Consider the following 22035-nt stretch of genomic DNA (forward strand, 5'->3'; position numbering starts at 1 on the left):
GAGTTTAAGGGGATTAATGACGCTCTCTTTCCAAAGGACGTGTTAAACAGGTTGGGCCTCCACATCCTTTTTCGCAAATGTCTTTGCCACTGAATGTATGAACTTCAACGCCCGCATCCAATAATCGCTTATGCGTTATTTTGTTACCTTCTACCGCAACACAAACACCGGGCGCTACGGCTAAAATATTCACACCTTGGCTGTCGTACTCTTCTTCGGGTACTTCAATCAATCGATACCCAGCATCGAGCAAATAATTACGAAAGGGTACAGGCATTAATGGTGAATAAACCGCTGCGATATCGTCGGCGATTGGACTAATGATTGACATAAGATGGAATACGTCACTCGGTCCTCTAAAGTGGGGCAATGGCACTTCGATGAAGTTATCAACGATATCACGAGTGATTTCACGCAGTTGTGCAATTCCTTGTGGATTCGTACGGTATCCATTAGCAACCGCCAATGTGTTATTTTTTAGCCAGGTAACGTCTCCCCCTTCAACAGAGCCAGGTGCCGTAATTTCTGCGGCAATGGGGATATTTAATGCCTCGTACACAGGTTTGTGGAATGCCGGTTCCATCAATCGATTTTCCTTACCCATAGTGCAAAGTATCATGCCATTGTCTGTGGCTAACGCGTTATCTCGAGGATAGAGTGAATCTAGCGTGGTTGATTCTTCAGCTGGGAGAAATTCAATATCCATACCAAAGCTTGCTAACAGTTCAACAAAGGCGTCGTATTCGCGAATGGCATTTTCACGATTAGGCTTGTCAAGAAAATTTAAGGTTTTCCACTCGTGAATAATTTGGCTGTCATCGCGAAATGCATCTTTTGCATGTTTGATTAATATTCGTTTGATCTTGCCGACATCGGACTGAAATGTTGTGTTCATGTTGTTTGTTGATCCTGTTTAATTTTTAAAAAAGTGTAAATGGGTAAACCGGACATCATAAGAATAAAACCCCAGTATACGGCATCTTTTCCTGCGCCGGCTACTGCCCAAATGGAAAATAAAAATGCGAGTGTAAAAATGAACAGTGAAAATTGTTTTGCGCGTTCTTTTCGAGTTGTTTGCATGCGAAACGCGGCTGCAGAACAAAAGAGATAAGCGACTAGAATTGCTGTGGTAGACAATAAAATAGAAAAGTTAAATACGTGTAAAAGGTTTTCACTAAAATTAGAGTATACAAGTATCGATGTGAGTAATGCAGAAACGCTGATTCCCCAGGCAGGTGATAGTTGTTTATTTTGTTTGGCAAAAAGAGAGGGAAAGAGCTTGTCGCGTGCCGCAGCCATTGGCATTTGCCCGCCCAGTAAGGTTAACCCATTTAAAGCGCCAAGCGTACTAATGAGTGCCACGAAAGCCATCATATTTCCAGACCAACTTCCCCACATGTGTGTGGCCGCATCAGCAAATGGAGCATTCGACTGGGCTAGCTGTTCAGGAGCAATCACACCGTAAACCACAATAAAACCTAACAAATAAATGATCGCGACAATACCGACACCTAATAAAGTGGCTCGTGGGATTGTGATTGAGGGTTGTCTAATGTTATCGCTTGGAATGCTCGCTGACTCAATGCCTAAAAAAGCCCATAGCCAAAGAGCGGCTGCTGCCATGACAGGAAAGTCGTTTTGATTTTCAGGTGCTGAAAAGGTGAAGTGTTGCCATTCGACAAAAAATAAACCACAAATCCCAAATAAAATTAAAGGCACCGCTTTTAATAAAGTGGTAATCAATTGAACAACGCCGGCCTCACGTACACCGCGTATGTTTATGGCTGCAAACAAGGCAACAAAAAATAACGCAAGCATTAAAGAGGCGCCATCGGTTTCGGCGAGCTGTGGAAAAAATTGATGGCTGTAGGAAACCGCTGCAACGGCTATGGCTGCGTTTCCTGTCCAAATCGAGATCCAATAGCCCCAGGCAACGAGAAATGCAGGAAACTCTCCGACGCCAACTCTCGTATAGTGGTAAGGTCCGCCAAGACCTGGACGCCATTGACTTAGCTTCGCGAATACCCACGCCAAGGCCAACGCACCGATTGCGGAAAATAACCAGCCAAGAAGGCCAACCGAACCAAAACGAGCAAGTGAAGCAGGCAATAAGAAAATACCGGAGCCAATCATGGTGCCGACAACCAGCGATGTGGTAATCGGCAAACCAAACAACGCTTTGTTTTTATTCTGATTGGTCATAGAATCTCCTTTCGTTTCAGTTTGCCCTTTGTTAACCTTGAGATCAATGGAAATTTTGAGTTGAAAATTACTTATGAATTACCAGCAAACCAAACAGTATTTATTGTCTAAACCCGGAGCGATAGAAGATTTTCCATTTGGTCCGGATGTTTCTGTCTTTAAAGTGAAAGACAAAATGTTTGCAACATTAGCCACTGAAGATGGCGAAGGTCGAATGAACTTAAAGTGTGATCCAGAAGAGGCTTTAATGCTTCGGCACTTATTTGAAGCCGTGATTCCTGGGTATCATATGAATAAAAAACATTGGAATACCATTATATTGAATGGCAGCTTGCCGAAAAAAGAAATAACAAGAATGATCGATAACTCCTATGCACTCGTGGTGAAAGGGCTTAAGAAAAATGTACGAATGCAATTGGAGCTGCATTATAGTCAAGCAGAAATTTATGGCTGAAGGGATGTGACTTTTGCATCGTTGATAATCGAGCATAATCCGTTTGCGTGTGTGACTTTCATTTTAATACGAAGTGATTTTATGTCGTCAACGGAATGTGATTTTATGCCAACATGGCAAAACCATACCAAAACAAACGTACCGGTTTAGGCACGAATGTTGGTACTTACAATTCTTAACAATTGTATTTATTTTATATTAATGAGGTAGAATCGATACTAACTCGCTTGTTTGATGACTTCTTCGGTTAAAGCTTTTTGAAATTCACATAATACTTCGAGTTGAATATTGTCATCATCAAGATCAATACCTTGCTTTTTGAAGTACGACTTGGTTTCATCCATTTCACAAGCTTTCATTACTAAGTCTTCCAGAGGTAGTGCTTCGTAGTCTTGACCCACCAGTACTTCTGAAACCATGGATTGTGCGACACTTGATGCGGCAACAGCAATTTTTGACTCGCTCATAATCTGCCCTCACTTTGATATAACCCTAAGAAAAAAACATCCCTAAAAAGCATAATCGTTAATGGGCGGTCTTCAATGAGAAAAGGAGTATTTTGTGATGTCACGTTGTGAAAAGGTGAATATCTCATAAAAAAAGAGTGATATATTGCCTAAGTGGGATATATCACTCTGCTCGTTTAAAAGGAACGTTACCCCTAACGTTTGGTGATGAGTTTGTCGAGTCGCTCAAGATCGTTTAAAACTCGCCAATGGCCGCCACCGTTTTCAATTCTTTCTTGCCAGTTATCGAGGCGTTGCTTGTAATCGCGTGGATCAATATTGTCACGGCGTAATTTGGTGACATTAAGCGCCACAACATCGATGTTGCTGACATCAATCGGAAAGTCACGAATATGCCCCTTTTGTAAGTCTTCTTCCAGGTCGGAAAAAATTAAAATGTATTTTTCTCCGGCTCCGGTTTCGTTGACATAATCGGCGGCTTGTAAAACACCTCCTGTGATATCGGTGTTAGCACTACCGCGTTGCAAGTTATTTACGAAACTATCCACATGGTGCTTAAATAAACGCTTTTGATCGTTCGCGGTGCTGGGTCGACTGTCAAAAGTCATTTTCGCAATGATATCTTTCTCACTGAAGCTGCCGCTATCGATTTGCGCCATCGCTATGGAGTCTCCGCTGTCAAGCGTAGCCAGTAAATAGTTCATGATGGCTTGAGCTTTATTTATTTCTTCGGTGTAGGTGCCCGATGTATCTATTAAAAAATACACCGCGCGATTTTTAGGTTGTGCTTTACCACAACCCGAGAGTAACAAAGCCACACAAAGAGTTAGAAAAACGGTGATTAGAAATTGAATTCGATTCATACTGTGTACCTCCTGACTCACCGTTTGGCGAGTCGAATTAAGTTGTTTCGGTTAATCGGCCAAAGTGTTGTCCATTAAATAAGTCTCTTCCAGATACTCGCTTTTTTTACGCCGTGACTTGCGACCTTCTGGTGTTTTAATGGACTTAGACGTTCGAGCTTTGGCGCTTTCCATGCTTGAGTGAGCGTCGTTTTTATTTACCCATTGAGCTTGAACCAACGCTTCAATACGTAACGGAAGCATAATGATCAGGTCATAAATACTGACAAGTACCTTACACAGGTGATTGAATACGCCTCCCGTCATGCGTAATACAACACGAGTTGCACGCAGTAAACCGATCGCCAAAACACCCAATACCGTTCTGAAAGAGTGGATGAACGACTCCAAAGGTATCGCAATAAACGCTAACGCAAAGGGTAGAAGAAATCCCATGGTCATTTGGCCAATTGAAGGTATCCAGCGAAATTCTGCGTTGGTTGTTGTGGTGCCTATGCCTGTTAATGATTGTTGCAAAGCTTCTCGATCCAATGCCAACAAATCACGCATGTAAGCTAACGATGCTTCAATACCCGCCAAAATAAACAGGATGGTGAAACTGATGAGCATCATGCGGCGACGCATGCGATCATCCATGCTGCCAATCATCGGAAAAAGGTGCGTAATTCGCAGCGATTCCAGTAAAAACACACCCATTGCTATTTCAATTAAAATGATCACCAGCGCTGCGATATCCGATGTTTTCATTTCGCCAATGTAACTGGTTCCTCCCACCATTTCGGACATGGGCATAGCGATTAACTGGAAATTGATCAGTCCACCCATAATCGCGACAACGAGTACAAGTCCTGAGATGAAAAATTGCGTTAATGCTGAGGAACCCAAAGAGCTGACAGCAGAATCGGTTTCGTTACGAATATCCTGATAACGTTGCATTTGGCTATCAATGGTTTTGGTTCGCTCATCAAGCCCAGTGATTTTTTCGTTTACCGCTTCCATTTTGTTATTCAGCTTGCGCCAGTCAGGTTGCATCGCTGCCAATAAGCCGTGTCGATCAGCCGCTGCCTTTTTGTAGGCTTTCAACGTTTGTTGGTGTGAGTCTTCTACGGCCTTTTTAATGTTCTGAAGAATTTTATTTACTGTAGAGTCACCGTTATTTGGCAAATTGGAAATGGTTTCCACTACCTCTCCCCACGCTGGTGGTAACGGTGTCACGTCCGATGAATTTTGATAATCGGTTTCTATTTTTTCGATGGTTTCAACAATTTCGCGATGCAAACTCGGGTATTGGCTTAAATCGCGTTGTACTAGGTTGTTGACTCTTTCGAATTCTCGTTCAATGGCTTTTTCGGTCGCGCGAGCGCCCTCTGCCAGTAAAATTTCACGATTGCGCTTTGCCAATTTACTTTCGAGTTTTTGCAACGTAAATGCCCACAAACGTAAGCTGCTGAAAACGGCGCGCCCCGAGCTTTGAAATACTTGGTGTGCCTGTTTTCGTCCCAGATAAAGCACCAGAACACTCAGAAAAAACCAGGCAACTACCGATAACGTCAAGTTTTCTGACCATAAGTAGATAAGTTCGTTTGACATAGTCCACCTCCAAATCGAGTGGTAAATTTTTGATGGAGTCAGTATGCGAAACGCCGGTGAAAAATCGGTGAGAATTTTTTCTGCGAAGAAAAATTTAAAGGCGAAAATTTAAAAGTGTGACACCGATCAAGTATTGCCTTGAGAGATAACGCTTGCAAAGCAAGTTTGACGATGGAATACAACTTGTTGGATACGAATCAGCACCGTCAATCTCTTGGCGGCCAATACGGCCGTGGCAACTTCGGAACGTTGTTGGTTCCTAACTTATTGAAAAACAAGAAGTAATATAATTTGGCCCGATTATTGATTATTAGCTAGGTGATTCAGGCACTCATGTTTAAAGCCAGGAGACCGTCATGGCCAGGCATATCAACCAATATCAACGATCGTATTTTGAGAAAGGAAAACATTCTCAGAATACTCCGCTCTTTTTAACCAAAAAAGAACTTTATACACTGATTCTCACTGGGTTAGTTCTTTCGGGCTTGTGTCTTTTGATTGGTTATTTTATTGGTCAATCTCAAATGGAACAGCACATGACACTGGTTTCTTCTCTCGAAAGAATATCAAAGATCACGCAAGTGAGTTCCACTAATCCATCATCAGAAGCTTTTTTGACTGACAAGCGAAATGATAATATCCATTCTGAAAAATGTAAGGTAGAAAATCGTCAAGTAGCACAGCTGAAAAGTGCGCGAAAAATAAATGAACGACAAAAAACAAAACCGTTGGATGATATGACGGATCTTGATCCGCAAGCGAGTATCACTTCAGAAGTTACCGATAACTCTACAACGGACTTCACTGTGCAACACTCTAACGCTGAAAGTGATTCAAAACACAGTGAGGTTGTACTCACAAATCATGGTAAAGGCGATAAACGATTTTGGGTTCAAGTCGCATCATTCAGTACTTTCGATAGAGCTGCAACATGGACTCGATCCAAAGACAACCAGTTTGTATATACCATTATGCCTAAGGTTGATAACAATCGTTTGACGCATTATTCAGTGGTTGTTGGAAGCGCCGAAAATAAAATGCAAGCTCGAGAATTGGTTAATGGTTACAAGAAAGCAACGCAAGACGATGCTTTTGTCGCGGAAGCTACTTTATATTCAACGTCGGAATGGTTGGCAACTTTGTAAATCTATCAATGGGTATTCAGGCTGGAGTCATCGCTCCCCAGTGATCAGCTCGCGCTATACATGAAGAAAAGTACGGCGAGGTTGAAGAGCGATTAAATTGTAAGATAAGTTAAACGTTTATTGCCAGTGAATCAGATCCAATTGGTTTTCACCTTCGGCTATAACCGCGTTGATGATTTTGTTGTCTTTTCCGACCATAATAAAGCGTGGAATGCCGGCATTGGCGAATTGTTTGTAAATACTGCGATCGCTGTCAGCAACCAACTTAATTTTAATGTCACGTTCTTGCTTGAACTTCTCGACGGTTTCGATGTCTTCTTCGCGAGCGATACCCACAATTTCAAGATCGTCTTCGTTGATAATATCGGAAGCATGGAGGGCGTCCATAGCACGTTGTGAATCCGAACACCAGGTAGCAAATAAAATCACCAGTTTGCGTTTGCTCGGTACCGTCAGGTCCAGCTCGTTACCTTCTATGGTTGTCACCTGTGTCAGTGGCATCACTTGCCCGGCTTTTACGTACGTTAGGTACTCCAGTTTGGTCTGGGTTGCTTGTGTTTGGTGAGTGCTGCATCCCGTAAGCAGAGCGCTGGTAATAACGGTTAATAGTAAAAGTTTCTTTTTCACAGTCTAAGTCCTTCGATCAAGGGATCAATGAATTGCAGTGCGCTATTTTATCAGCCTTTGATGTTCAGGGAAATGCGGTATCAATCGTCCTGGTTGCCGTCTGTTTCCGATTGAGCCGTATCGGCGGGTGGAGTAACAACGGTCTCTTCGGTAGGCGTTGTGGGCGTTTGGATGGTTTCGAGTTGAGTGACTTTTTGCTGAAGTGTATTGAGTTCGTTTTTAAGCCGAACATTTTCTCGCCCCAACCAGCTTGCTCGGCCTTCTTGTTTTTGAGCTTCTGCTTCCGCTGCCGATAATTTTTGTTTGAGTTCGAGGACTTGGGATTCGGCTTTCGAAGAGGCTGAAGAGCTTTGCTGCTCCGCTTGTTGGATTTGATTTTCTGCTGTTTTTAGTTGTTGCTGAAGCTCTTGCAATTGTGACGATAATACTGCAATACGTTGATTGGCTTGGTTTATTTGTTCCTGATTTTGTTCAGTGAAGGCTTGTTGTGCTTGCTCAATGGCATTGTTTGAGTAGAAGTGAGCGCCCCAAGCTGCTACTCCCGTGAGCAATAACATGGAAAATACTGTTGACAAGTAGCGGCGAACAATACTCTGCGAAGAGCCGCAGAATGGACAATCTTTTTCTCCCCAAGAAATGTCTCGTTTACACCCTGTGCAGCGTTGTTTCATGGCAAATGTCCGGTTTGAGATGATGGAGCAAGAATACCATGTAAGGTTTGAATTTTGAATGTTGGCCATGTTTCATATTGAGTAAAATGATTCGACCTGGCAGCTCAGTGGCATGATGTTATCTAACAAAATAAATACTAATGAAGAGCAGTGATTAGGCTGCTTAATTAAAATAAGCTTAAATTTTCAGCATAAAAAACTAAAGTATACAAATGATAACTTGATGAATGGAGAGTTTTAATTATTGTATTAGATTGTACATTGTTCTACTTTTTAGGGAGTTCAGTACTAACAAGGAACAATCATGGCAAAGCTGAAACTCACTTATTTCGATTTTAAAGGTGGTCGAGCCGAACCGGCTCGATTGGCATTGGAAATCGCCGGAATTGAGTACGAAGATGATCGATTTCCTTTAAACCAATTTGCAGAAGTTCGTAAGCGAACGCCATTAAAGCAAGTGCCTGTTTTGGAAATAGATGGACAGCAAATCACCCAATGCAATGCGATTAACCGATACGTTGCAAAGCTGGCAGGGCTGTATCCAACCGATAACTATCACGCTTTATTGTGTGATGAAATTTTAGAAGCGGTTGAAGATTTAACATTTCGGTTGGTGTCAACCTTTGGTTTAGAAGGTGAAGAGTTAAAGACCGCTCGAGAAAAACTGATACACGATTACATCACCCATAATTTGCAGTGGGCTCAATCGAAACTGGAAAAACAGGGCGGCGAATTTTTTGTTGAAAACCGATTGACCATTGCTGATTTAAAAGTATTTGTGTGGGTTATGGGGTTAAACTCCGGAGTGCTCGATCATATTCCTACCAACCTGGTGGCTGAAATTGCTCCTAAGCTGAACGAACATTGTCAGCGGATTATGCAAGTACCAGCAGTGGCCAAACATTATTCTTAAAGGCTCATTGCTTGATTGAAGCAATGAATCACTAAACAGGAGTTACCTATGTCTGAGGAGCACTACTCACCACCTAACTCAAATCTTGATCCATCGGAATCCGATATAAGCGCACTCTTGGAGCCTCTGGTCGCGAGTAAACTCTGGGTTCGTATTTGCTCTATTATGGGATTTATAATGACCGGCTTCACTGCGTTGTTTGCCATTGCCATGATAATCGGCTTTTCATCGATGTTGGCCTTAGCGGGCATACCAGATTCCGCTTATGGAGCTGGTTTTGCGGTGGGAATGGGAGTCGCGTATTTGCTGATTGCGTTGCTTATGTTTTTTCCGAGCTTGTTTTTACACAAATACGCTAGCGCTATTGCTCGTGCGAACAAGTCGCGCCAAAGCGTCGATATTGCAGAGGCTTTGCGCTATCAAAAGTCTTTTTGGCGGTTTGTTGGCATAGTGACGTTGATCTATATGATTTTGTTAGGTGTCATATTTTTATTTGGTATTTTGGCAAGCGTTGTCGCAACCTCCGTCGGGTGAGTCGGTGGATGCGCTTCGGTTGATGAAACGCCAGTTATCAGGCGTTTTTGTTTTTATGTTTCGTCAAGGAGTTTAACACCCCACGCAACATGCTGATTTCTTTGGCAGTAGGCTTCGCGCGACTGAATAAGTGCCTTAATCGCAGCATAGTTTCGCTTGGGTATTGGGTTTGAATAAAGCCTGAGGCTTCGAGTGACGACTGCAAATGTTTGTAAAAGCGGTTAATATCTTCCTGTGAGGCAAACTCACTTTCATCCATGGATGATGACTCAAGTCGATGCGAACCCATTTGCTTAAACAGCTCATAGCACACAATTTGTACCGCAGAGGCCATATTGAGCACATCGTATTCCGGGTTGCCGGGTATATAAAGGATCTGCTGGCAGAGGTTGATATCTTCGGTTGTCATACCCATGCGCTCCCTACCGAACACCAGCGCGACTTTTTCATTGGGGTGATTTTTAATCCAACTTGCAGCCTGTTCGCAGGTGTTTTTAGGACGACCATAGGCGCGTTGCTGGCGCGCCGTGGTTGCAAAGACTTGTGTGCAGTCTGCAATGGCTTGTTCCATCGAGCTCACTACTTTCGCGTGATCCAGCACATCAACGGCTCCAGCGGCTCGGCTGGTGGCTTCGTCGTCGGGGAATTGTCTTGGGTTTACCAAATAGAGTTCATTGAGTCCCATGGTTTTCATTGCGCGTGCAACGGCTCCAATATTTCCGGGATGGTAGGTTTGTAATAATACGATTCGAATAGACGCTAACGGCGACATTACAATTCCTAACTGATGATTGATGAGTTCGGCATTTTAGCATACTGAAAAATACCCAAAGCAACGGAAGGTGTTGGACGGTAATCGCGCAGCGCAAAATTTAGCTAGCTAAAAAATAACTCATTCCGAGAACCCTACTGTCCATTGCGGTTGCGCCATTTATCCACAGGATTATTCAGGGAATCTGGGGAAAGTTCTTGATGTAAAAATCGCCAGTTTCGCTCAGTCGCTTTTAGAAGGTTGAAATTGTCGGTTTCTGAAGAAAGGACGTCGCATTTATACTATTCACAAATACTCAACAGGGATAAAGTTTTGGCGTCCGGTTTTTGATAGGCTACCGGGCAGGAAAATAATAACAATCACTTGCCGATTTTGTTTGTGGGACTGACTGATGAAATTGGTATTGGCGCGGATTGCAGACTGGAACAACCTCGCCGATTAGTGTACTTGAAACCTTCCCTATTGGCCCGGTGAATACCGGGCCTGCTTTTATCCATTTGTGCCTTTCTTCATATCGTTTATCGACAACCACCCAGAGACAATGAAAACTGAGCATTACTTACTTTGCTGGTACCGAAGTAGGCGTTAAAATCACGGACTACCTAAACTCTCATACGGTCATTGAGGACCCCCCTCGTTTATGAACAGCAATGGAAAACCGAAGCAGGCGATGAGTTCGGCATTAACAGAAGCGCATGTACCGGAAACCTTAATTGGAAAGTGGTTTTTACGCAGCAAAACCTGGACTCATTTTGTGCTCGAGGTGGCGTTGAATGATTTAAGCCGGTTATTGCCCGAGGATTCCAAGCATTACCCCGTGGTTGCTGACGTAGGGTGTGGTTTCGGTCGTTCGCTTAAAAAGCTGAATGACCGGTTTACACCCACTAAACTGATCGCTATCGATATTGAGCAGGAAATGCTTGATCACAGTGCTCAAGAAGCTAAGCGAGAAGGATTCAATCATGTGGAGTTTATTCGTTGTTCAAATTCGAGCTTAACCTTGCCGGATGAGTCGGTCGACATGCTATTTTGCCATCAAACGTTTCATCACCTTATTTATCAGGAAGAAGCCATTCAAGAGTACTTTCGTGTGCTTAAGCCGGGAGGCGTTCTACTTTTTGCAGAGTCGACAAAACGATACATTCACTCGTGGATCATTCGCCTGTTTTTTCGCCACCCCATGAAAGTGCAAAAAACAGCAGAAGAGTATTTAGCACTGATTCGAAACGCGGGCTTTCACGTACCCGATGAACAGGTTTCTTACCCTTTTTTATGGTGGAGCCGGGAAGATTTGGGCATCATGGAAAATTGGTTCGGAATTAAACCACCCGAAGATCGCGAAGAAACGTTAATCAATTTAATTGCGACAAAACCAGTCGGATGAGTGGGAAACATGAGCAGCTCTTCTTCCAAACATTGGGTTTATACGGGGAGTTGCTTTTGCGGAAAAGTACAACTCCAAATAAGTCTGCCACTGTCGCCCAAGTTCTGCGTACCCAGAGCTTGCGACTGCGACTTTTGTACCTCACGAAACATTCAATACCTTTCTCATCCCGATGGAGTCATTAAAATCACAAGTGCTACACCGTTGCAAAAGCAACGGCAGGGATCAAATCAGGCGGAGTTTCTGACTTGCTCTCAGTGTAAACAAGTGGTCGCTGTATCCGTCGCGCTTAACAATGAAACAATTGGAGCGGTTAACGCGACTTTATTATCGGACTATGCCAAATTTTCAGATGCTGAAATTGTGTCACCAAAATTATTGTCTGGAGAAGACAAAGTCGCTCGTTGGAAAACCATTTGGTCAACACTTAACGTCAATAGCGATTGAATGAATAAAAATTGTCTAGACAGTTTTTCACCGATTTTCTCAACGCGGCTTCATTAACGGCCTTGATCCTTTTATCCACAAGCTTACTCACGGAAACTGGGGATAATCGAACTCCTATTAGGCGAGTATTTCACTGACTTGATTAGCCGATATCTCAAATGAGTACATTTGCAATGATAAGTCGAATGGCTTAAAACAGAAAAGGCATTTTACTTATTGACTTTGATCAAATGCTTGCTTGAATACAAGTAGGGGATTTGTTGCTCTATTATTCACAATAATCTCGAGTTGCAATTGCATTAGTGTTTGTGCGTTTTAAGTGAGTAAAGAGCAATATTTGTGATCGTTAACCAGGTGTTTTCAAGATAAAAAGACAAGCGATAAACATCTTGCAATACCAGTACGGAAAAATCATTGGAGGTTTAATATGTTAGATGGAACAACAATGGACGAACTCTTTATCCGCCTTATTCAACTTGGCTTTCATGGCGTTGCCGCTGCATTTCTCTATATGGGTTACAAACTGCGCAAACCTTTGGTTGAAACACAGGTGGATGAACACTTTACCGAAGTCATGTTTAATGCTTTGAAGCTGAAATTGCAGTCTGCTGAAAAGTTTGTATACATGGCGATTGGTTTTCTATTGGTGGGAGGAAGCTTGGAAATTGTGCGTTTGTCCATGCAAAGTTCTCATGAAGAACACCCGCACCAAGTCACTTTTTTATTGGATCCTAGCATTATGCCGGATGGTATTGAGCGTCCGACAATTCGTAAAAGCTTAACGGAAAAAGCGGAACTGGCATTTGATGACAGGGGAGAAGTTTCGACGACAGCCAAACACCCGGAAGCGTTTCGACTCATTGTTTCACCATTAGTAAAAGAAATCGTTGCGCAGCAACAAATGATTTTGGGTATGCAAACTGTTATAGAAAAGGAAACCGCACCCAATGAAGGAGGTATTGACGATGTATAACCTGTATCCACTTTGTATTCTGCTTTTATTAATGAGTGTGAACTCCGTCTGCGCAACGGATAAATTTCAGAAAGATATTCCGGAAGAATTGAGCACAAAGCTAGAAGATGTAAAGAAGGACATGAAGCAGTCCAGCGACTTTAATACGGCAATTGAAGAACTGAATAACATAACGCAACAGCGACCGGATTATTATCGGGCTTATTATCAGAAAGGGTTGGCGTATTATCAACAACAGAAATACCCCGAAGCCATTAAAGAATTAGAGCAGGCGGCTAAAATTCGTGAGCAAGATGGCTCTATAAACGATGCGACTTTGTTTAATGCTTTAGGATACGTGCAATTAAAAAATGGCAACTATAAGGAAGCAGAACAAAATTTTGTACTGGCTCTATCACATAAAGAGCAACTTCCAAACAGCAGCTATATTAAGGTTCTCAATAATCTAGGCTCTCTCTACATGGCGAGTGGCAACTATGAGAAAGCGTTGCCTGTATTACGAGAAGCCAGTGAAAAGTACTCAAGCAGACTGGCACAAACCAATATTGAATTAATCAAAAACTTAAAAATACTGCCAGGTCAAATGCAACCGGTTAACACCGAAAAAGTGTCGGCTTGCGAATATGTACAAAAACAGCCAACGTTTGTTTTTTGGGTGGCCGATGAACCCTATGCGCAATTGATATTACAAGGAACGAATCAGCAGACCATTGAACAAGGTAAAATTCCTGTTGATGGTAAAGCTCACTTTTTGCCGAATGAGCTGGTGTTGAAAAACAGTCACCGGTTGTTTCTTAGCGCTGGCGGTAAACAGGTATTACTTACCGAGTTTTGGCCGCCGAGTCAGAAGGAGTGTGCTCACCATGAACTTAAGTTAACAAGAGCGCAAATACAGTTAAACCCTATGTAAAACGCAAATAACCTTTCGTTGTTACAGAAAGGTTAGCTTTATGGTTGTCGTAATCATAAGCGTTTTACTCGAATGTTTTTCGTTTTTCTAGGTCGAGAGTAGCGTTACGTGCTTTCAAATGTTTTTTAAATGGAGCCTTTTTTATGTCACTCAATAACTTCAGTCTTTTACCCGAATTCCACTTGTTAGATTTTATTAACGAGCAGTGTAAAAAGTACGATTTGGAACCCAGTAAAGTGTTGTCTTTAATAGCGCCGGTGATTCGCGGTGATCGCAGCGAAATTGATGGGTACACGGAGCTCTTTCAGGAACTTTCGACCATGTTGATCGATTCTGCAATAAAACGGAAATTCCAAACTCAATTGAAACGATTGGAATCCTGGGGAATTGGGTATCAAAACGGGCAATTTAGTGTGCCGGATTTAAAGCGATACGCCAGCACACATTTGCAAAAACGCAGTTGGTCGTTGGATAAGTCAATCAATCGTTCGTACGTTATTGAAGGATTACCCGTTCACTTGAATGCTGGTGCGTCGGCAGAGCTCACCGTCAATGTTCAAAACAGCGCTGACACTTTAATGGCGTTTAAAACCACCATGCCAGAAATGGACTATAGCCTGGCGTATGGGTTTGAAGTGGACACCAACATAGGCGGTAATGTCAGCGGAGCGGTTTCAGCATTGACCGTCGATGTGAGCGCATCTCGATCAATTCAAACTGAAGTGAATTATATATTTCAGTATGACGGCAGTTATTCCATGTTGTCTGCGACCGCTCAGAGCTTGAAAAATTTACGCGACAATCAGTGTCAGTTTTACAGCTGGTCACACACGCTTTCGACTTTAGCCTCACCTTTAAGTAACAGCAATAATGACTACGCTGGATTACGCCGAGTGGTTTCGCACCGCCAAAATGGCGTGATATTTTCCGGTAAGTTGGGAACGGGAACTGATGTTTCATCGATCACCAATGTGAATGTCAGCGATCAAAACTTTAGCGTTAATGCGAATGTATCGTTAGGCGCATCAGCAGAGTATCAACTGCTCTCGAATGGCAATTTTACGGCTTATGTTGAAAGAAAAAGCGAGCAAGTGATTGAAATCGGTGTTCAGTCAGCCTCCGACCAACAGCAGCTTAAGGCGCTAGCTCTTGGTGCTACCGTTAAAGTGAAAGGTTTAGATGCCATTGGTAAAAGTCTTGTTGAACATTACTTACCCTTTGAGCAATCCTGGTTGGATGATTTGAGTCAATGGAGTGATATTGGCAGTGATTTGCGAGAAAAACTCATGGAAGCACTCAATGAATTTAACGATGACAATGACGCCTGGAAGCAACTCATTCAAGTTACCGTGGGCAATGAAAGTGCGGAAGATTTTACGCAATTAATGACCGGTAAAATCGAGCAGTCATTCACTGAGTGGCAAAGCAAAGCGATTGCCTGGGTTGACGACAGTGCAACAGATGTGGACCAAGCGTTAGAAGAAACATTAACGCAACTTTCCTTGCCTCCTGCAATAGAAAGCTTTTTGTTACCCAGGTTGAAACGCGCTGCCAATGAGCTTGTTGAGAGTAAACGCCAATCTTTAACGCAGACGATTGAAGCCAAAGTGAGTGCACTGAGTAGTCGAACCGAGGAAGCGATTTCGCAATGGCTGCAACCCTTAGCTTTTGTTGGCGCCAAAGTCGACGAGCTGGTGAATAATATCAATCAAAAGCAACAAGTGATCGTTGATAAGGTCGAAGAGTTATTGTCCGAGTACCAGTCGTTGCGTCAAAAATTGATTAAAGGTGCAGAGCAGGCTGCGGAGTTTCAGTTGGCGATGCAGTTCAGCTACAGTAAGCAACGTAATCAAAAGCAGTCCTCTTTGCTTACGGTTCGACTTAACGCAGACGAAAACAATGCCCAAGCGGCAAAAATCTATCAATGCATAATGTTGGGGCAAGTAGGTCAAGCCTTTGCGTTAGCTAAAGAATTGAGAGAACAATCTTCTCCTGTTTTGGTTTCATTAGAGGGAGAGTTTGAACGCTGGAGTAAGCAAGTGACTCAATTTAAGCTGGGGATCAGTTTACCGAAGTTTGAACTTTACCGTATCAATCGCAGCATTGCGGAAGTGGATGTCTCTATGGACGACAGCGGTCGACTTACATTTGCAAAAATGACAGCAACGCAAGAAGAGGAAACCGGTGCTTTAGGTGAAGTTCGCAAAATCAGTATTTTCAATTCGGCCAATATTTTAAAAGCCACCGTTCAAGGCGGTTTGCCAACTCATGGCGGTGCGGCAATTTCTTTGGACGATAACAACCTAAAAAAGGAAGAACTCAAAGAGTTTTTACTCAGCTTGGAACAAGGTGGAAACGGGCGTTTACTTGCTGCGGGAACAACGGAGCGGGCGCTGGCTTTGTACAGCGAGAAAAGCGGTGGCAGTGGTTCTGCTGTATTACAGGCCAACCTTATAATTCCGTCCAGTTTTTATACGACATTATCAACGTTGACACAACCGCAAGCTTTTGCCTTGGCATGCGACAGTTTTTTCGATACCGCTTTTTATCGATCGGCGCAACGACAACTGTTTTTAGGCATGGTGAATGCCTATACCAAAACAAATGATAAGGTTCAATTTATAGAATTAATGGGTAAGGAGCGACGATTAAAAGATGCTTTACTGGAGTTCAGTAATCACAATAATCAAAACATTGTGATTCCGGTAAGCAACAGCAGTATGATTGCCTCTTCTGATGTGGCCCGCGTCATGAAGTTGACTCTCAATGTGTACCGATGCGCTGATGCTTTCAGGCAATTAGCGCACGAATTGAGTCAGATTGGGCAATTAGCGCTCACCTTAAAACAAGCTTCGCTGGATTCGTTAGACAATAATCCATTAATTACTCAACTGGAAAGTTTGTGTGATGACTTAAACGATCATATAGATTCCATGGTATCGGTAAAAGGGCCGATAGCGGGATTATTTGATGAGTCGTTAACCTGGCGTACTCTGGCGTTTCTCAGGATCATTGCCGATATTATTGGGGGTGATAAACCATTAATGGTGGCGCAGTTGATTGTGCGTAAGAATAATCGAAGCCAAAACTATTTGTTGGTTTAAATTTGCAGAGCAATGAAATTGGATTCATTCGAGCGTACGAATTCGAGTTTCGTTTCGAGCATTTATTGTGAGTAAGCGAGATTAAATTGTGTCGGATGGGTGAAGTTGTGCGCACCCCATCTTTGGTTGCTTTCAAAAAATGGGGTACAACCTTTCCTACGCGTGCTATTGGCTTTTAGTTTCGGTTCGCCATAAGTAAATCGTTGCAGTAACACATAATAAGAATATGATGGTTGCAACAATCAACATCGGCCACTCGCCAAAGCGAGCGTGGGTAGCTATGGCCCCCACCATGAGTAATGAAACACCAACAGCTGCATACTTTCTCAAAAAATTTATTGCGATTGCCAAGCCTCCCAATACTTCGACAATACCCGTAAAATACATAAAGGTTAGAGAATAACCCCAACGTTCAAAAGCTTGTACCTCAAAATTCATGCCGAACAATTTAGCGGTGCCCGATGCGATGAAAATTGTCGCGACGAGGTAAATAAGAAGTTTCATTCGGCTTCCCTTTTTATTTCGACTGGCTTGTGTGATCTCATTGGATAAGATAGATTTAATAAATCATACACCATTCAAAAGCAGGATTTGTGTGATTTTAGTACATGCAACTCAAAAACTGTTAGCCAAACTGCCCGTCGATAATGACGGGTTATTACCAAGAGAAAAGACCCCCGGCGCGTTGGTGGAACCTCTGGAGGAAGGCGAGTCGAGCTTGCTTGATCATTGGCATGCCAATATCTGGACGATTCAACGTCGCCAATGTTTAATTTTTGTTCACGATAAAACGCGTTTTGCACTGTTTCTTCCTTGTTTAACGCAACCCGAATTAGCCCGATTAAATTTTTACTTTCAGGATGCGTTAATCAATACGCTGCTTAAAGTCGAGGCTAATCAAACTGAGCTTGATACAGCAGTGAGACACCTGCAACCGTTACAGTTTGACAGTCAATGCGACCGATCCGTGCAAGGCACCATGAATCAAATGAAGCGTGATCTAGAATGCATGTTGCAGTACGACTATACAAAAGTCTCCGAGCTGGGAAGCTACAGCACTTCCGCCTGGCTTTCAAAACGCTCGTGTACCATAAAAGGGCAAAAGGATTGTATTTGGCCAATTAAAGCCATGATAGGATTACTCGATGTAGCCTCGGCTAAACATGCCGATGCGAATACCAATGTAATAAGTTTGAATGATTATCGTTGAGCGCTGTTTAGACGTAGAGCTCTCAATTACTCACTTTTTGAAATAACTGACTTTGTTTTACAAGTGCTTTGTGCGTCGATGGAGTCTGACACTGTTTTGGTCCGAAAAAGAGGTGTGTATGTCATACCGGACTAAGCGCGTTTCCAGTATATTGAAAGAACTCAATAAGTTGATGGCTTAGGAATTAAAGTGAAGTTTACCGTAATTTTAGTGTTTATTTTGATGTCGTTTGCCACTGTAGCGCGAGATTTATCGAGCGGCGGTGAAGTTGGAAGTTTTGTGTTTGAAGGTGGAAATCAACGATCTGAAATTGAAGTCTACTTTTACAAACCAGAGCGTATCACAAAGGATACTCGTGTACTTATCGTTATTCCCGGCGCTGGACGCAATGCTTGGAATTATCGAGATTCCTGGATAACCGCAGCCGAAACTTACAATGTATTAATTTTATCTCCTAGCTATTCTGAAAAAACATATCCGCGGTTTTGGAATTACAATCTCGCACGAATGATAAGTCATGTAAAAATCAACGCCGAAAAATCCGCTATAGAAAGCTTTACAATAGTAAAGGATCCCAATGAATGGATTTTTAGTGATTTTGATCGACTTTTTGATACAGTGGTACGTTCATTTGGAATCTCGGCTAAAAAGTATGATCTATTCGGCCATTCAGCTGGTGGACAGATTCTACATCGGTTTGCGTTATTTTCCCCTAATAATAAAGCAGATCGAATACTGGCGGCTAATGCCGGATGGTATACCGTACCTGACTTTGATGAACCTTTTCCTTACGGCCTAAAGAATATAGAGCTTACCAGGCCTGCAATTAAAGACAGTTTGTCTTCAAATCTAATATTGTTTTTAGGTGAACTGGACAACGAGTTTGAAACACGAGGGCATCTAGTTAAAAACTCAACCATTAATAAACAAGGGATGAGTCGAATTGCTCGTGGTCAATATTTTTATCGTGCTGCAGAAGCAACAGCGAAGCAATTAGGTGTTCCACTTAATTGGCGAATGGAAGTTGTAAAAGGCATTGGACATGATTATCGGAAAATGGGCCGGGCTGCGGCCGAATATTTATATGAAAACCGATAGATTGAACTTGATGCTCGGCAGGATTATTTTGTTCTCTAAATTTTCATGTTCTAAACGGATAGCCGATGGATTATTTACCATCGGCTAAAAAGTCTGTCAATTTGTCAGTCTAAACTGGGTGTGTTCTCAGCAAAATACTCATGATTATCGGCATTTCTAATGGCTTTACCTGGGTCCGAAAGCGCCAGATTTTTAGCACCCGTTTGACCGTAAACATAGTCGTCGGTACCTGCGACAACATTAAAATGACTCATTTCATGAATAATCGTTCCCGCTTTTGAGTCAGTTCCTGTCGTACTGGTTTGCCAGAAAACGCGGCATAAGTAAATTTTATAGGGCTGTGATGGATACACGTAAGCGTAATAGTTTTGATTGCAGCTGCAGTCGAAAACTTTTGGCTTATTGTCGAGCGCATCTTTTATTGCATCAAAGTTATTAGCGACAGTATTCCAACGGCTGGAAGAATAGCTACCAAACCAAGTGGTATAACGCTCACCGGCTGAGCCGTTCAAATAGCTTACGGAATCATTAGCCATATTTTTTGCCGCACTCAGCGCCGACATCACGGAGTTTTGCTCTGAGTTAGAGCATCCGCCAGTAAAACTGACGTCTTCATCTCCACCACCGCCACTGCAATCTTCTTTGCGTGGGTTACAAGGTTTTCCTTTTCGACTGGACTTTAAATAAATAAAGACAGACGATGGGCTTTTTAGCTCGGTAAAGTGTGGTTTACCCTTACCCCCTTTTGATTGTCCTGGAGCCGATGATATTCCGAATAGCTCGAAGTTTTCGGCGTTAAAATCAATTTGGTAATTTCCGGCTTCTGAAAAATCATAAACGCGGGTAAGTTCAACACGATACGCTCTGCGTTCATTTTTCCGGAAAGTAATATAGTCGGTATCGGTTGCTGCCGGACGTTTGTAATGAGCGCCGAGGTAATGCACGGGCTCACCATCACGGTTAATGGTGAAAATACCTTCCTCAATATTGCCATTGGCATCGGGTAAATACCATTTCAATATTTTTTGAGCTTCGTTACTGCGGTTATGTACAACGACTTTGACAAAAATGTCTTCCGCGTTTGTGGATTGAGATTTGTCGACACTGAGTTTGACTTCGAATCCATCGTTAACTTTGGCAAAGCTGAGTAGAGAAAAGCCAATTAGATAGAGAAGCGTTAGTATTTTTTTCATTGAGATCATTCCTCATTGTTGATGTATTTTCGACATCTTCGCAACCGCTCAATACGAGGACTTTATGAGCGTGGTCTTTGATTAACAATTGATCAATAAATTTTGTTTTTGCTGCGCATCAAGTTTTCATCAAAAAACGACATCTCAAAATGCCTGTCTAGATTTGCATTTGTAACAGTTGTTAGCTGCTGGTTTCGGTTTAACGCATTAATTTCCAATCTAGACGGCCAAGTTTCGTCGTTAAAGAATCGAGTTAGCATTGAGTTCGATTGATATCGTGAATCTTGTATAGTCCTCCTGTTGTCCTAAAAACGACATGTCTTACCACTTTTAAGAGTCCGTTCAAATGACAGCGAAGTATTGCTGGTTAAAGGCAACTCGAAAAATCCTTCCTACAACTGAATTTTAGGGTATTCTTTTAGCGAGGGCCGAAAAGGTCGTATTGATGTCATATCGGACATTGGTTTATTCCTTTATTCTGTATCAAATTTTGTTGGAGACGTCATGAAACGCATCGGATTTTTGCTTTTTGAACAGGTTCAAGCGTTGGACATTGCCGGACCCATGGATGCCTTTGACACCTCGAATCAATGGTTAAAGTTGCAAGGGCGTGAACCGGCATTTGAATTGATCACTCTATCCGCAGCCAAAAAGTCGCTTCAGACAGAGTCTGGCATGCGTTGGATTGCCGATTCAACCTTAAAAGAAGTCGAACATTTGGATTGGTTAGTGATTCCTGGAGGAGCCGGTTCACGTATGCTGATTGAGCGACCGGCTTTTCTTAAGCAACTCAGCGAAGCAATCGCCAATGTTGAGCGTGTGATCTCGATTTGTACCGGAGCCTATCTGCTTGCTGCGACGGGCTTAATTGATGGGAGGCGTTGTTGCTCACATTGGCGATTTATCGATGATTTAAAACAACGCTTTCCAAACGTTCTTTTTGACGCGAACCCTCTCTTTGTCTCTGAAGGCAAGTTTTGCAGCTCCGGTGGATTAACGGCAGGCATTGACTTGTCGCTTTGGTTAATTGAGCAGGAGCTGGGCACGTTGGCAGCACAAGCGGTTGCGCGTGATTTGGTGGTTTATCTCAGACGCAGTGGTGATCAGTCGCAATACGCAACACCACTTACGGTTCAATCGTCCGATAAACGGTTTGCAATGTTGCAAGAGTGGTTGCTTGATAATTTACATCTTCCAATCACTGTAGTGGAAATGGCTGAACACGTTGCTATGAGTGAGCGGCATTTTCGACGTGTCTTTCAACAGCAGTTTAAATTGTCACCCAAAGTTTACCTTGAGCAACTTAAGCTGGAACGCGCACGAGATTTACTCGATAGCACCAAAATGCAAGTCGAGCAAATTTCGGAGCAATTGGGTTTTAGTCAATCTGATATTTTTCGACGAGTATTTAAAAAACGATTTGGCGTAGCACCACAGGAATATCGCCATCGCTTTCAATGATCGTAACGTTTCAAGCT

General features: G+C 42.7%; 22 protein-coding genes. 12 read left to right on the forward strand and 10 right to left on the reverse strand.

The genetic code is table 11. The annotated features are described in order from the left end of the window. Positions 1–13: 13 nt before the first annotated feature. The gene (locus ACTUJY_RS16965; protein WP_463617314.1) at positions 14–895 is read right to left on the reverse strand and encodes a dimethylarginine dimethylaminohydrolase family protein; all 882 of its coding nucleotides are present in this window, start codon (positions 893–895) and stop codon (positions 14–16) included. After that, positions 892–2202 (reverse strand): amino acid permease, encoded by a 1311-nt coding sequence (locus ACTUJY_RS16970; RefSeq protein ID WP_463617315.1) that lies wholly within the window; start codon positions 2200–2202, stop codon positions 892–894. Before ACTUJY_RS16970 ends, ACTUJY_RS16965 begins: the two co-directional genes overlap by 4 nt. A 73-nt stretch (positions 2203–2275) precedes the next feature. On the opposite strand from ACTUJY_RS16970, the gene ACTUJY_RS16975 reads away from it, so the two are divergent. After that, positions 2276–2656, forward strand: a complete 381-nt coding sequence (locus tag ACTUJY_RS16975; protein WP_463617316.1) for an MmcQ/YjbR family DNA-binding protein — start codon at positions 2276–2278, stop codon at positions 2654–2656. Between the two features lie 218 nt (positions 2657–2874). Here the strand turns inward: ACTUJY_RS16975 and ACTUJY_RS16980 are convergent, their stop codons facing one another. The 3 genes from ACTUJY_RS16980 to ACTUJY_RS16990 form a co-directional block, all read right to left on the reverse strand. Then, positions 2875–3123 carry a hypothetical protein gene (locus ACTUJY_RS16980; RefSeq protein ID WP_463617317.1) on the reverse strand — a complete coding sequence of 83 codons (249 nt, stop codon included), beginning with the start codon at positions 3121–3123 and terminating at the stop codon, positions 2875–2877. Between the two features lie 194 nt (positions 3124–3317). Then, a complete protein-coding gene (locus ACTUJY_RS16985; RefSeq protein WP_463617318.1) occupies positions 3318–3986 on the reverse strand; it encodes a VWA domain-containing protein in 669 nt (222 codons plus the stop codon). A gap of 51 nt (positions 3987–4037) precedes the next feature. Then, complete coding sequence (locus ACTUJY_RS16990; protein WP_463617319.1) at positions 4038–5576, reverse strand: hypothetical protein; 1539 nt, start codon at positions 5574–5576, stop codon at positions 4038–4040. 356 nt (positions 5577–5932) lie between these two features. On the opposite strand from ACTUJY_RS16990, the gene ACTUJY_RS16995 reads away from it, so the two are divergent. Next, the gene (locus ACTUJY_RS16995; protein ID WP_463617320.1) at positions 5933–6721 is read left to right on the forward strand and encodes an SPOR domain-containing protein; all 789 of its coding nucleotides are present in this window, start codon (positions 5933–5935) and stop codon (positions 6719–6721) included. Positions 6722–6838: 117 nt separating this feature from the next. On the opposite strand, the gene ACTUJY_RS17000 is transcribed toward ACTUJY_RS16995, so the two are convergent. Together ACTUJY_RS17000 and ACTUJY_RS17005 are read right to left on the reverse strand one after the other, a co-directional pair. Continuing rightward, on the reverse strand, positions 6839–7348 hold the full coding sequence (locus tag ACTUJY_RS17000; protein WP_463617321.1) for a TlpA family protein disulfide reductase: 510 nt from the start codon (positions 7346–7348) through the stop codon (positions 6839–6841). An 80-nt stretch (positions 7349–7428) separates the two neighbouring features. Continuing rightward, positions 7429–8019: a hypothetical protein gene (locus ACTUJY_RS17005; RefSeq protein WP_463617322.1), complete on the reverse strand. Its 591-nt coding sequence runs from the start codon at positions 8017–8019 to the stop codon at positions 7429–7431. Positions 8020–8323: 304 nt separating this feature from the next. On the opposite strand from ACTUJY_RS17005, the gene ACTUJY_RS17010 reads away from it, so the two are divergent. Both ACTUJY_RS17010 and ACTUJY_RS17015 read left to right on the forward strand, forming a co-directional pair. After that, entirely contained in the window at positions 8324–8932 is a 609-nt protein-coding gene (locus tag ACTUJY_RS17010; protein WP_463617323.1) for a glutathione S-transferase, read from the forward strand. A 48-nt stretch (positions 8933–8980) separates the two neighbouring features. Next, positions 8981–9466, forward strand: coding sequence for a hypothetical protein (locus ACTUJY_RS17015; protein ID WP_463617324.1), 486 nt, complete (start codon positions 8981–8983; stop codon positions 9464–9466). 37 nt (positions 9467–9503) lie between these two features. Here ACTUJY_RS17015 and ACTUJY_RS17020 read toward each other — a convergent pair whose 3' ends face one another. Beyond that, positions 9504–10238 carry an RNA methyltransferase gene (locus ACTUJY_RS17020; RefSeq protein ID WP_463617325.1) on the reverse strand — a complete coding sequence of 245 codons (735 nt, stop codon included), beginning with the start codon at positions 10236–10238 and terminating at the stop codon, positions 9504–9506. 640 nt (positions 10239–10878) lie between these two features. Here ACTUJY_RS17020 and ACTUJY_RS17025 point away from each other — a divergent pair. The 5 genes from ACTUJY_RS17025 (at position 10879) to ACTUJY_RS17045 (ending at position 17056) form a co-directional block, all read left to right on the forward strand. Then, positions 10879–11622, forward strand: a complete 744-nt coding sequence (locus tag ACTUJY_RS17025) for a class I SAM-dependent methyltransferase (RefSeq protein ID WP_463617326.1) — start codon at positions 10879–10881, stop codon at positions 11620–11622. A gap of 9 nt (positions 11623–11631) precedes the next feature. Further along, positions 11632–12069: a GFA family protein gene (locus ACTUJY_RS17030; protein ID WP_463617327.1), complete on the forward strand. Its 438-nt coding sequence runs from the start codon at positions 11632–11634 to the stop codon at positions 12067–12069. A gap of 427 nt (positions 12070–12496) precedes the next feature. Continuing rightward, entirely contained in the window at positions 12497–13042 is a 546-nt protein-coding gene (locus tag ACTUJY_RS17035; RefSeq protein ID WP_463617328.1) for a hypothetical protein, read from the forward strand. Continuing rightward, positions 13035–13952 carry a tetratricopeptide repeat protein gene (locus ACTUJY_RS17040; protein ID WP_463617329.1) on the forward strand — a complete coding sequence of 306 codons (918 nt, stop codon included), beginning with the start codon at positions 13035–13037 and terminating at the stop codon, positions 13950–13952. Before ACTUJY_RS17035 ends, ACTUJY_RS17040 begins: the two co-directional genes overlap by 8 nt. A gap of 143 nt (positions 13953–14095) precedes the next feature. Beyond that, complete coding sequence (locus ACTUJY_RS17045; protein ID WP_463617330.1) at positions 14096–17056, forward strand: hypothetical protein; 2961 nt, start codon at positions 14096–14098, stop codon at positions 17054–17056. Between the two features lie 165 nt (positions 17057–17221). On the opposite strand, the gene ACTUJY_RS17050 is transcribed toward ACTUJY_RS17045, so the two are convergent. Then, positions 17222–17560, reverse strand: coding sequence for a DoxX family protein (locus tag ACTUJY_RS17050; RefSeq protein WP_463617331.1), 339 nt, complete (start codon positions 17558–17560; stop codon positions 17222–17224). 91 nt (positions 17561–17651) lie between these two features. On the opposite strand from ACTUJY_RS17050, the gene ACTUJY_RS17055 reads away from it, so the two are divergent. Beyond that, positions 17652–18266 (forward strand): DUF6933 domain-containing protein, encoded by a 615-nt coding sequence (locus tag ACTUJY_RS17055; protein WP_463617332.1) that lies wholly within the window; start codon positions 17652–17654, stop codon positions 18264–18266. Positions 18267–18455: 189 nt separating this feature from the next. Further along, entirely contained in the window at positions 18456–19364 is a 909-nt protein-coding gene (locus ACTUJY_RS17060; protein WP_463617333.1) for a hypothetical protein, read from the forward strand. A 104-nt stretch (positions 19365–19468) separates the two neighbouring features. Here the strand turns inward: ACTUJY_RS17060 and ACTUJY_RS17065 are convergent, their stop codons facing one another. Continuing rightward, entirely contained in the window at positions 19469–20557 is a 1089-nt protein-coding gene (locus tag ACTUJY_RS17065) for a M35 family metalloendopeptidase (protein WP_463617334.1), read from the reverse strand. A 504-nt stretch (positions 20558–21061) separates the two neighbouring features. On the opposite strand from ACTUJY_RS17065, the gene ACTUJY_RS17070 reads away from it, so the two are divergent. After that, positions 21062–22018 carry a GlxA family transcriptional regulator gene (locus tag ACTUJY_RS17070; RefSeq protein ID WP_463617335.1) on the forward strand — a complete coding sequence of 319 codons (957 nt, stop codon included), beginning with the start codon at positions 21062–21064 and terminating at the stop codon, positions 22016–22018. Positions 22019–22035: the final 17 nt, after the last annotated feature.

This window comes from Pleionea sp. WD8-19, assembly GCF_055326765.1.

Coding starts and splice junctions, on each gene's coding strand:
- ACTUJY_RS16965 (WP_463617314.1), bottom strand. CDS start 895: ATGAACACAACATTTCAGTCCGATGTCGGCAAGATCAAACGAATATTA.
- ACTUJY_RS16970 (WP_463617315.1), bottom strand. CDS start 2,202: ATGACCAATCAGAATAAAAACAAAGCGTTGTTTGGTTTGCCGATTACC.
- ACTUJY_RS16975 (WP_463617316.1), top strand. CDS start 2,276: ATGAATTACCAGCAAACCAAACAGTATTTATTGTCTAAACCCGGAGCG.
- ACTUJY_RS16980 (WP_463617317.1), bottom strand. CDS start 3,123: ATGAGCGAGTCAAAAATTGCTGTTGCCGCATCAAGTGTCGCACAATCC.
- ACTUJY_RS16985 (WP_463617318.1), bottom strand. CDS start 3,986: ATGAATCGAATTCAATTTCTAATCACCGTTTTTCTAACTCTTTGTGTG.
- ACTUJY_RS16990 (WP_463617319.1), bottom strand. CDS start 5,576: ATGTCAAACGAACTTATCTACTTATGGTCAGAAAACTTGACGTTATCG.
- ACTUJY_RS16995 (WP_463617320.1), top strand. CDS start 5,933: ATGGCCAGGCATATCAACCAATATCAACGATCGTATTTTGAGAAAGGA.
- ACTUJY_RS17005 (WP_463617322.1), bottom strand. CDS start 8,019: ATGAAACAACGCTGCACAGGGTGTAAACGAGACATTTCTTGGGGAGAA.
- ACTUJY_RS17010 (WP_463617323.1), top strand. CDS start 8,324: ATGGCAAAGCTGAAACTCACTTATTTCGATTTTAAAGGTGGTCGAGCC.
- ACTUJY_RS17015 (WP_463617324.1), top strand. CDS start 8,981: ATGTCTGAGGAGCACTACTCACCACCTAACTCAAATCTTGATCCATCG.
- ACTUJY_RS17020 (WP_463617325.1), bottom strand. CDS start 10,238: ATGTCGCCGTTAGCGTCTATTCGAATCGTATTATTACAAACCTACCAT.
- ACTUJY_RS17025 (WP_463617326.1), top strand. CDS start 10,879: ATGAACAGCAATGGAAAACCGAAGCAGGCGATGAGTTCGGCATTAACA.
- ACTUJY_RS17030 (WP_463617327.1), top strand. CDS start 11,632: ATGAGCAGCTCTTCTTCCAAACATTGGGTTTATACGGGGAGTTGCTTT.
- ACTUJY_RS17035 (WP_463617328.1), top strand. CDS start 12,497: ATGTTAGATGGAACAACAATGGACGAACTCTTTATCCGCCTTATTCAA.
- ACTUJY_RS17040 (WP_463617329.1), top strand. CDS start 13,035: ATGTATAACCTGTATCCACTTTGTATTCTGCTTTTATTAATGAGTGTG.
- ACTUJY_RS17045 (WP_463617330.1), top strand. CDS start 14,096: ATGTCACTCAATAACTTCAGTCTTTTACCCGAATTCCACTTGTTAGAT.
- ACTUJY_RS17050 (WP_463617331.1), bottom strand. CDS start 17,560: ATGAAACTTCTTATTTACCTCGTCGCGACAATTTTCATCGCATCGGGC.
- ACTUJY_RS17065 (WP_463617334.1), bottom strand. CDS start 20,557: ATGAAAAAAATACTAACGCTTCTCTATCTAATTGGCTTTTCTCTACTC.
- ACTUJY_RS17070 (WP_463617335.1), top strand. CDS start 21,062: ATGAAACGCATCGGATTTTTGCTTTTTGAACAGGTTCAAGCGTTGGAC.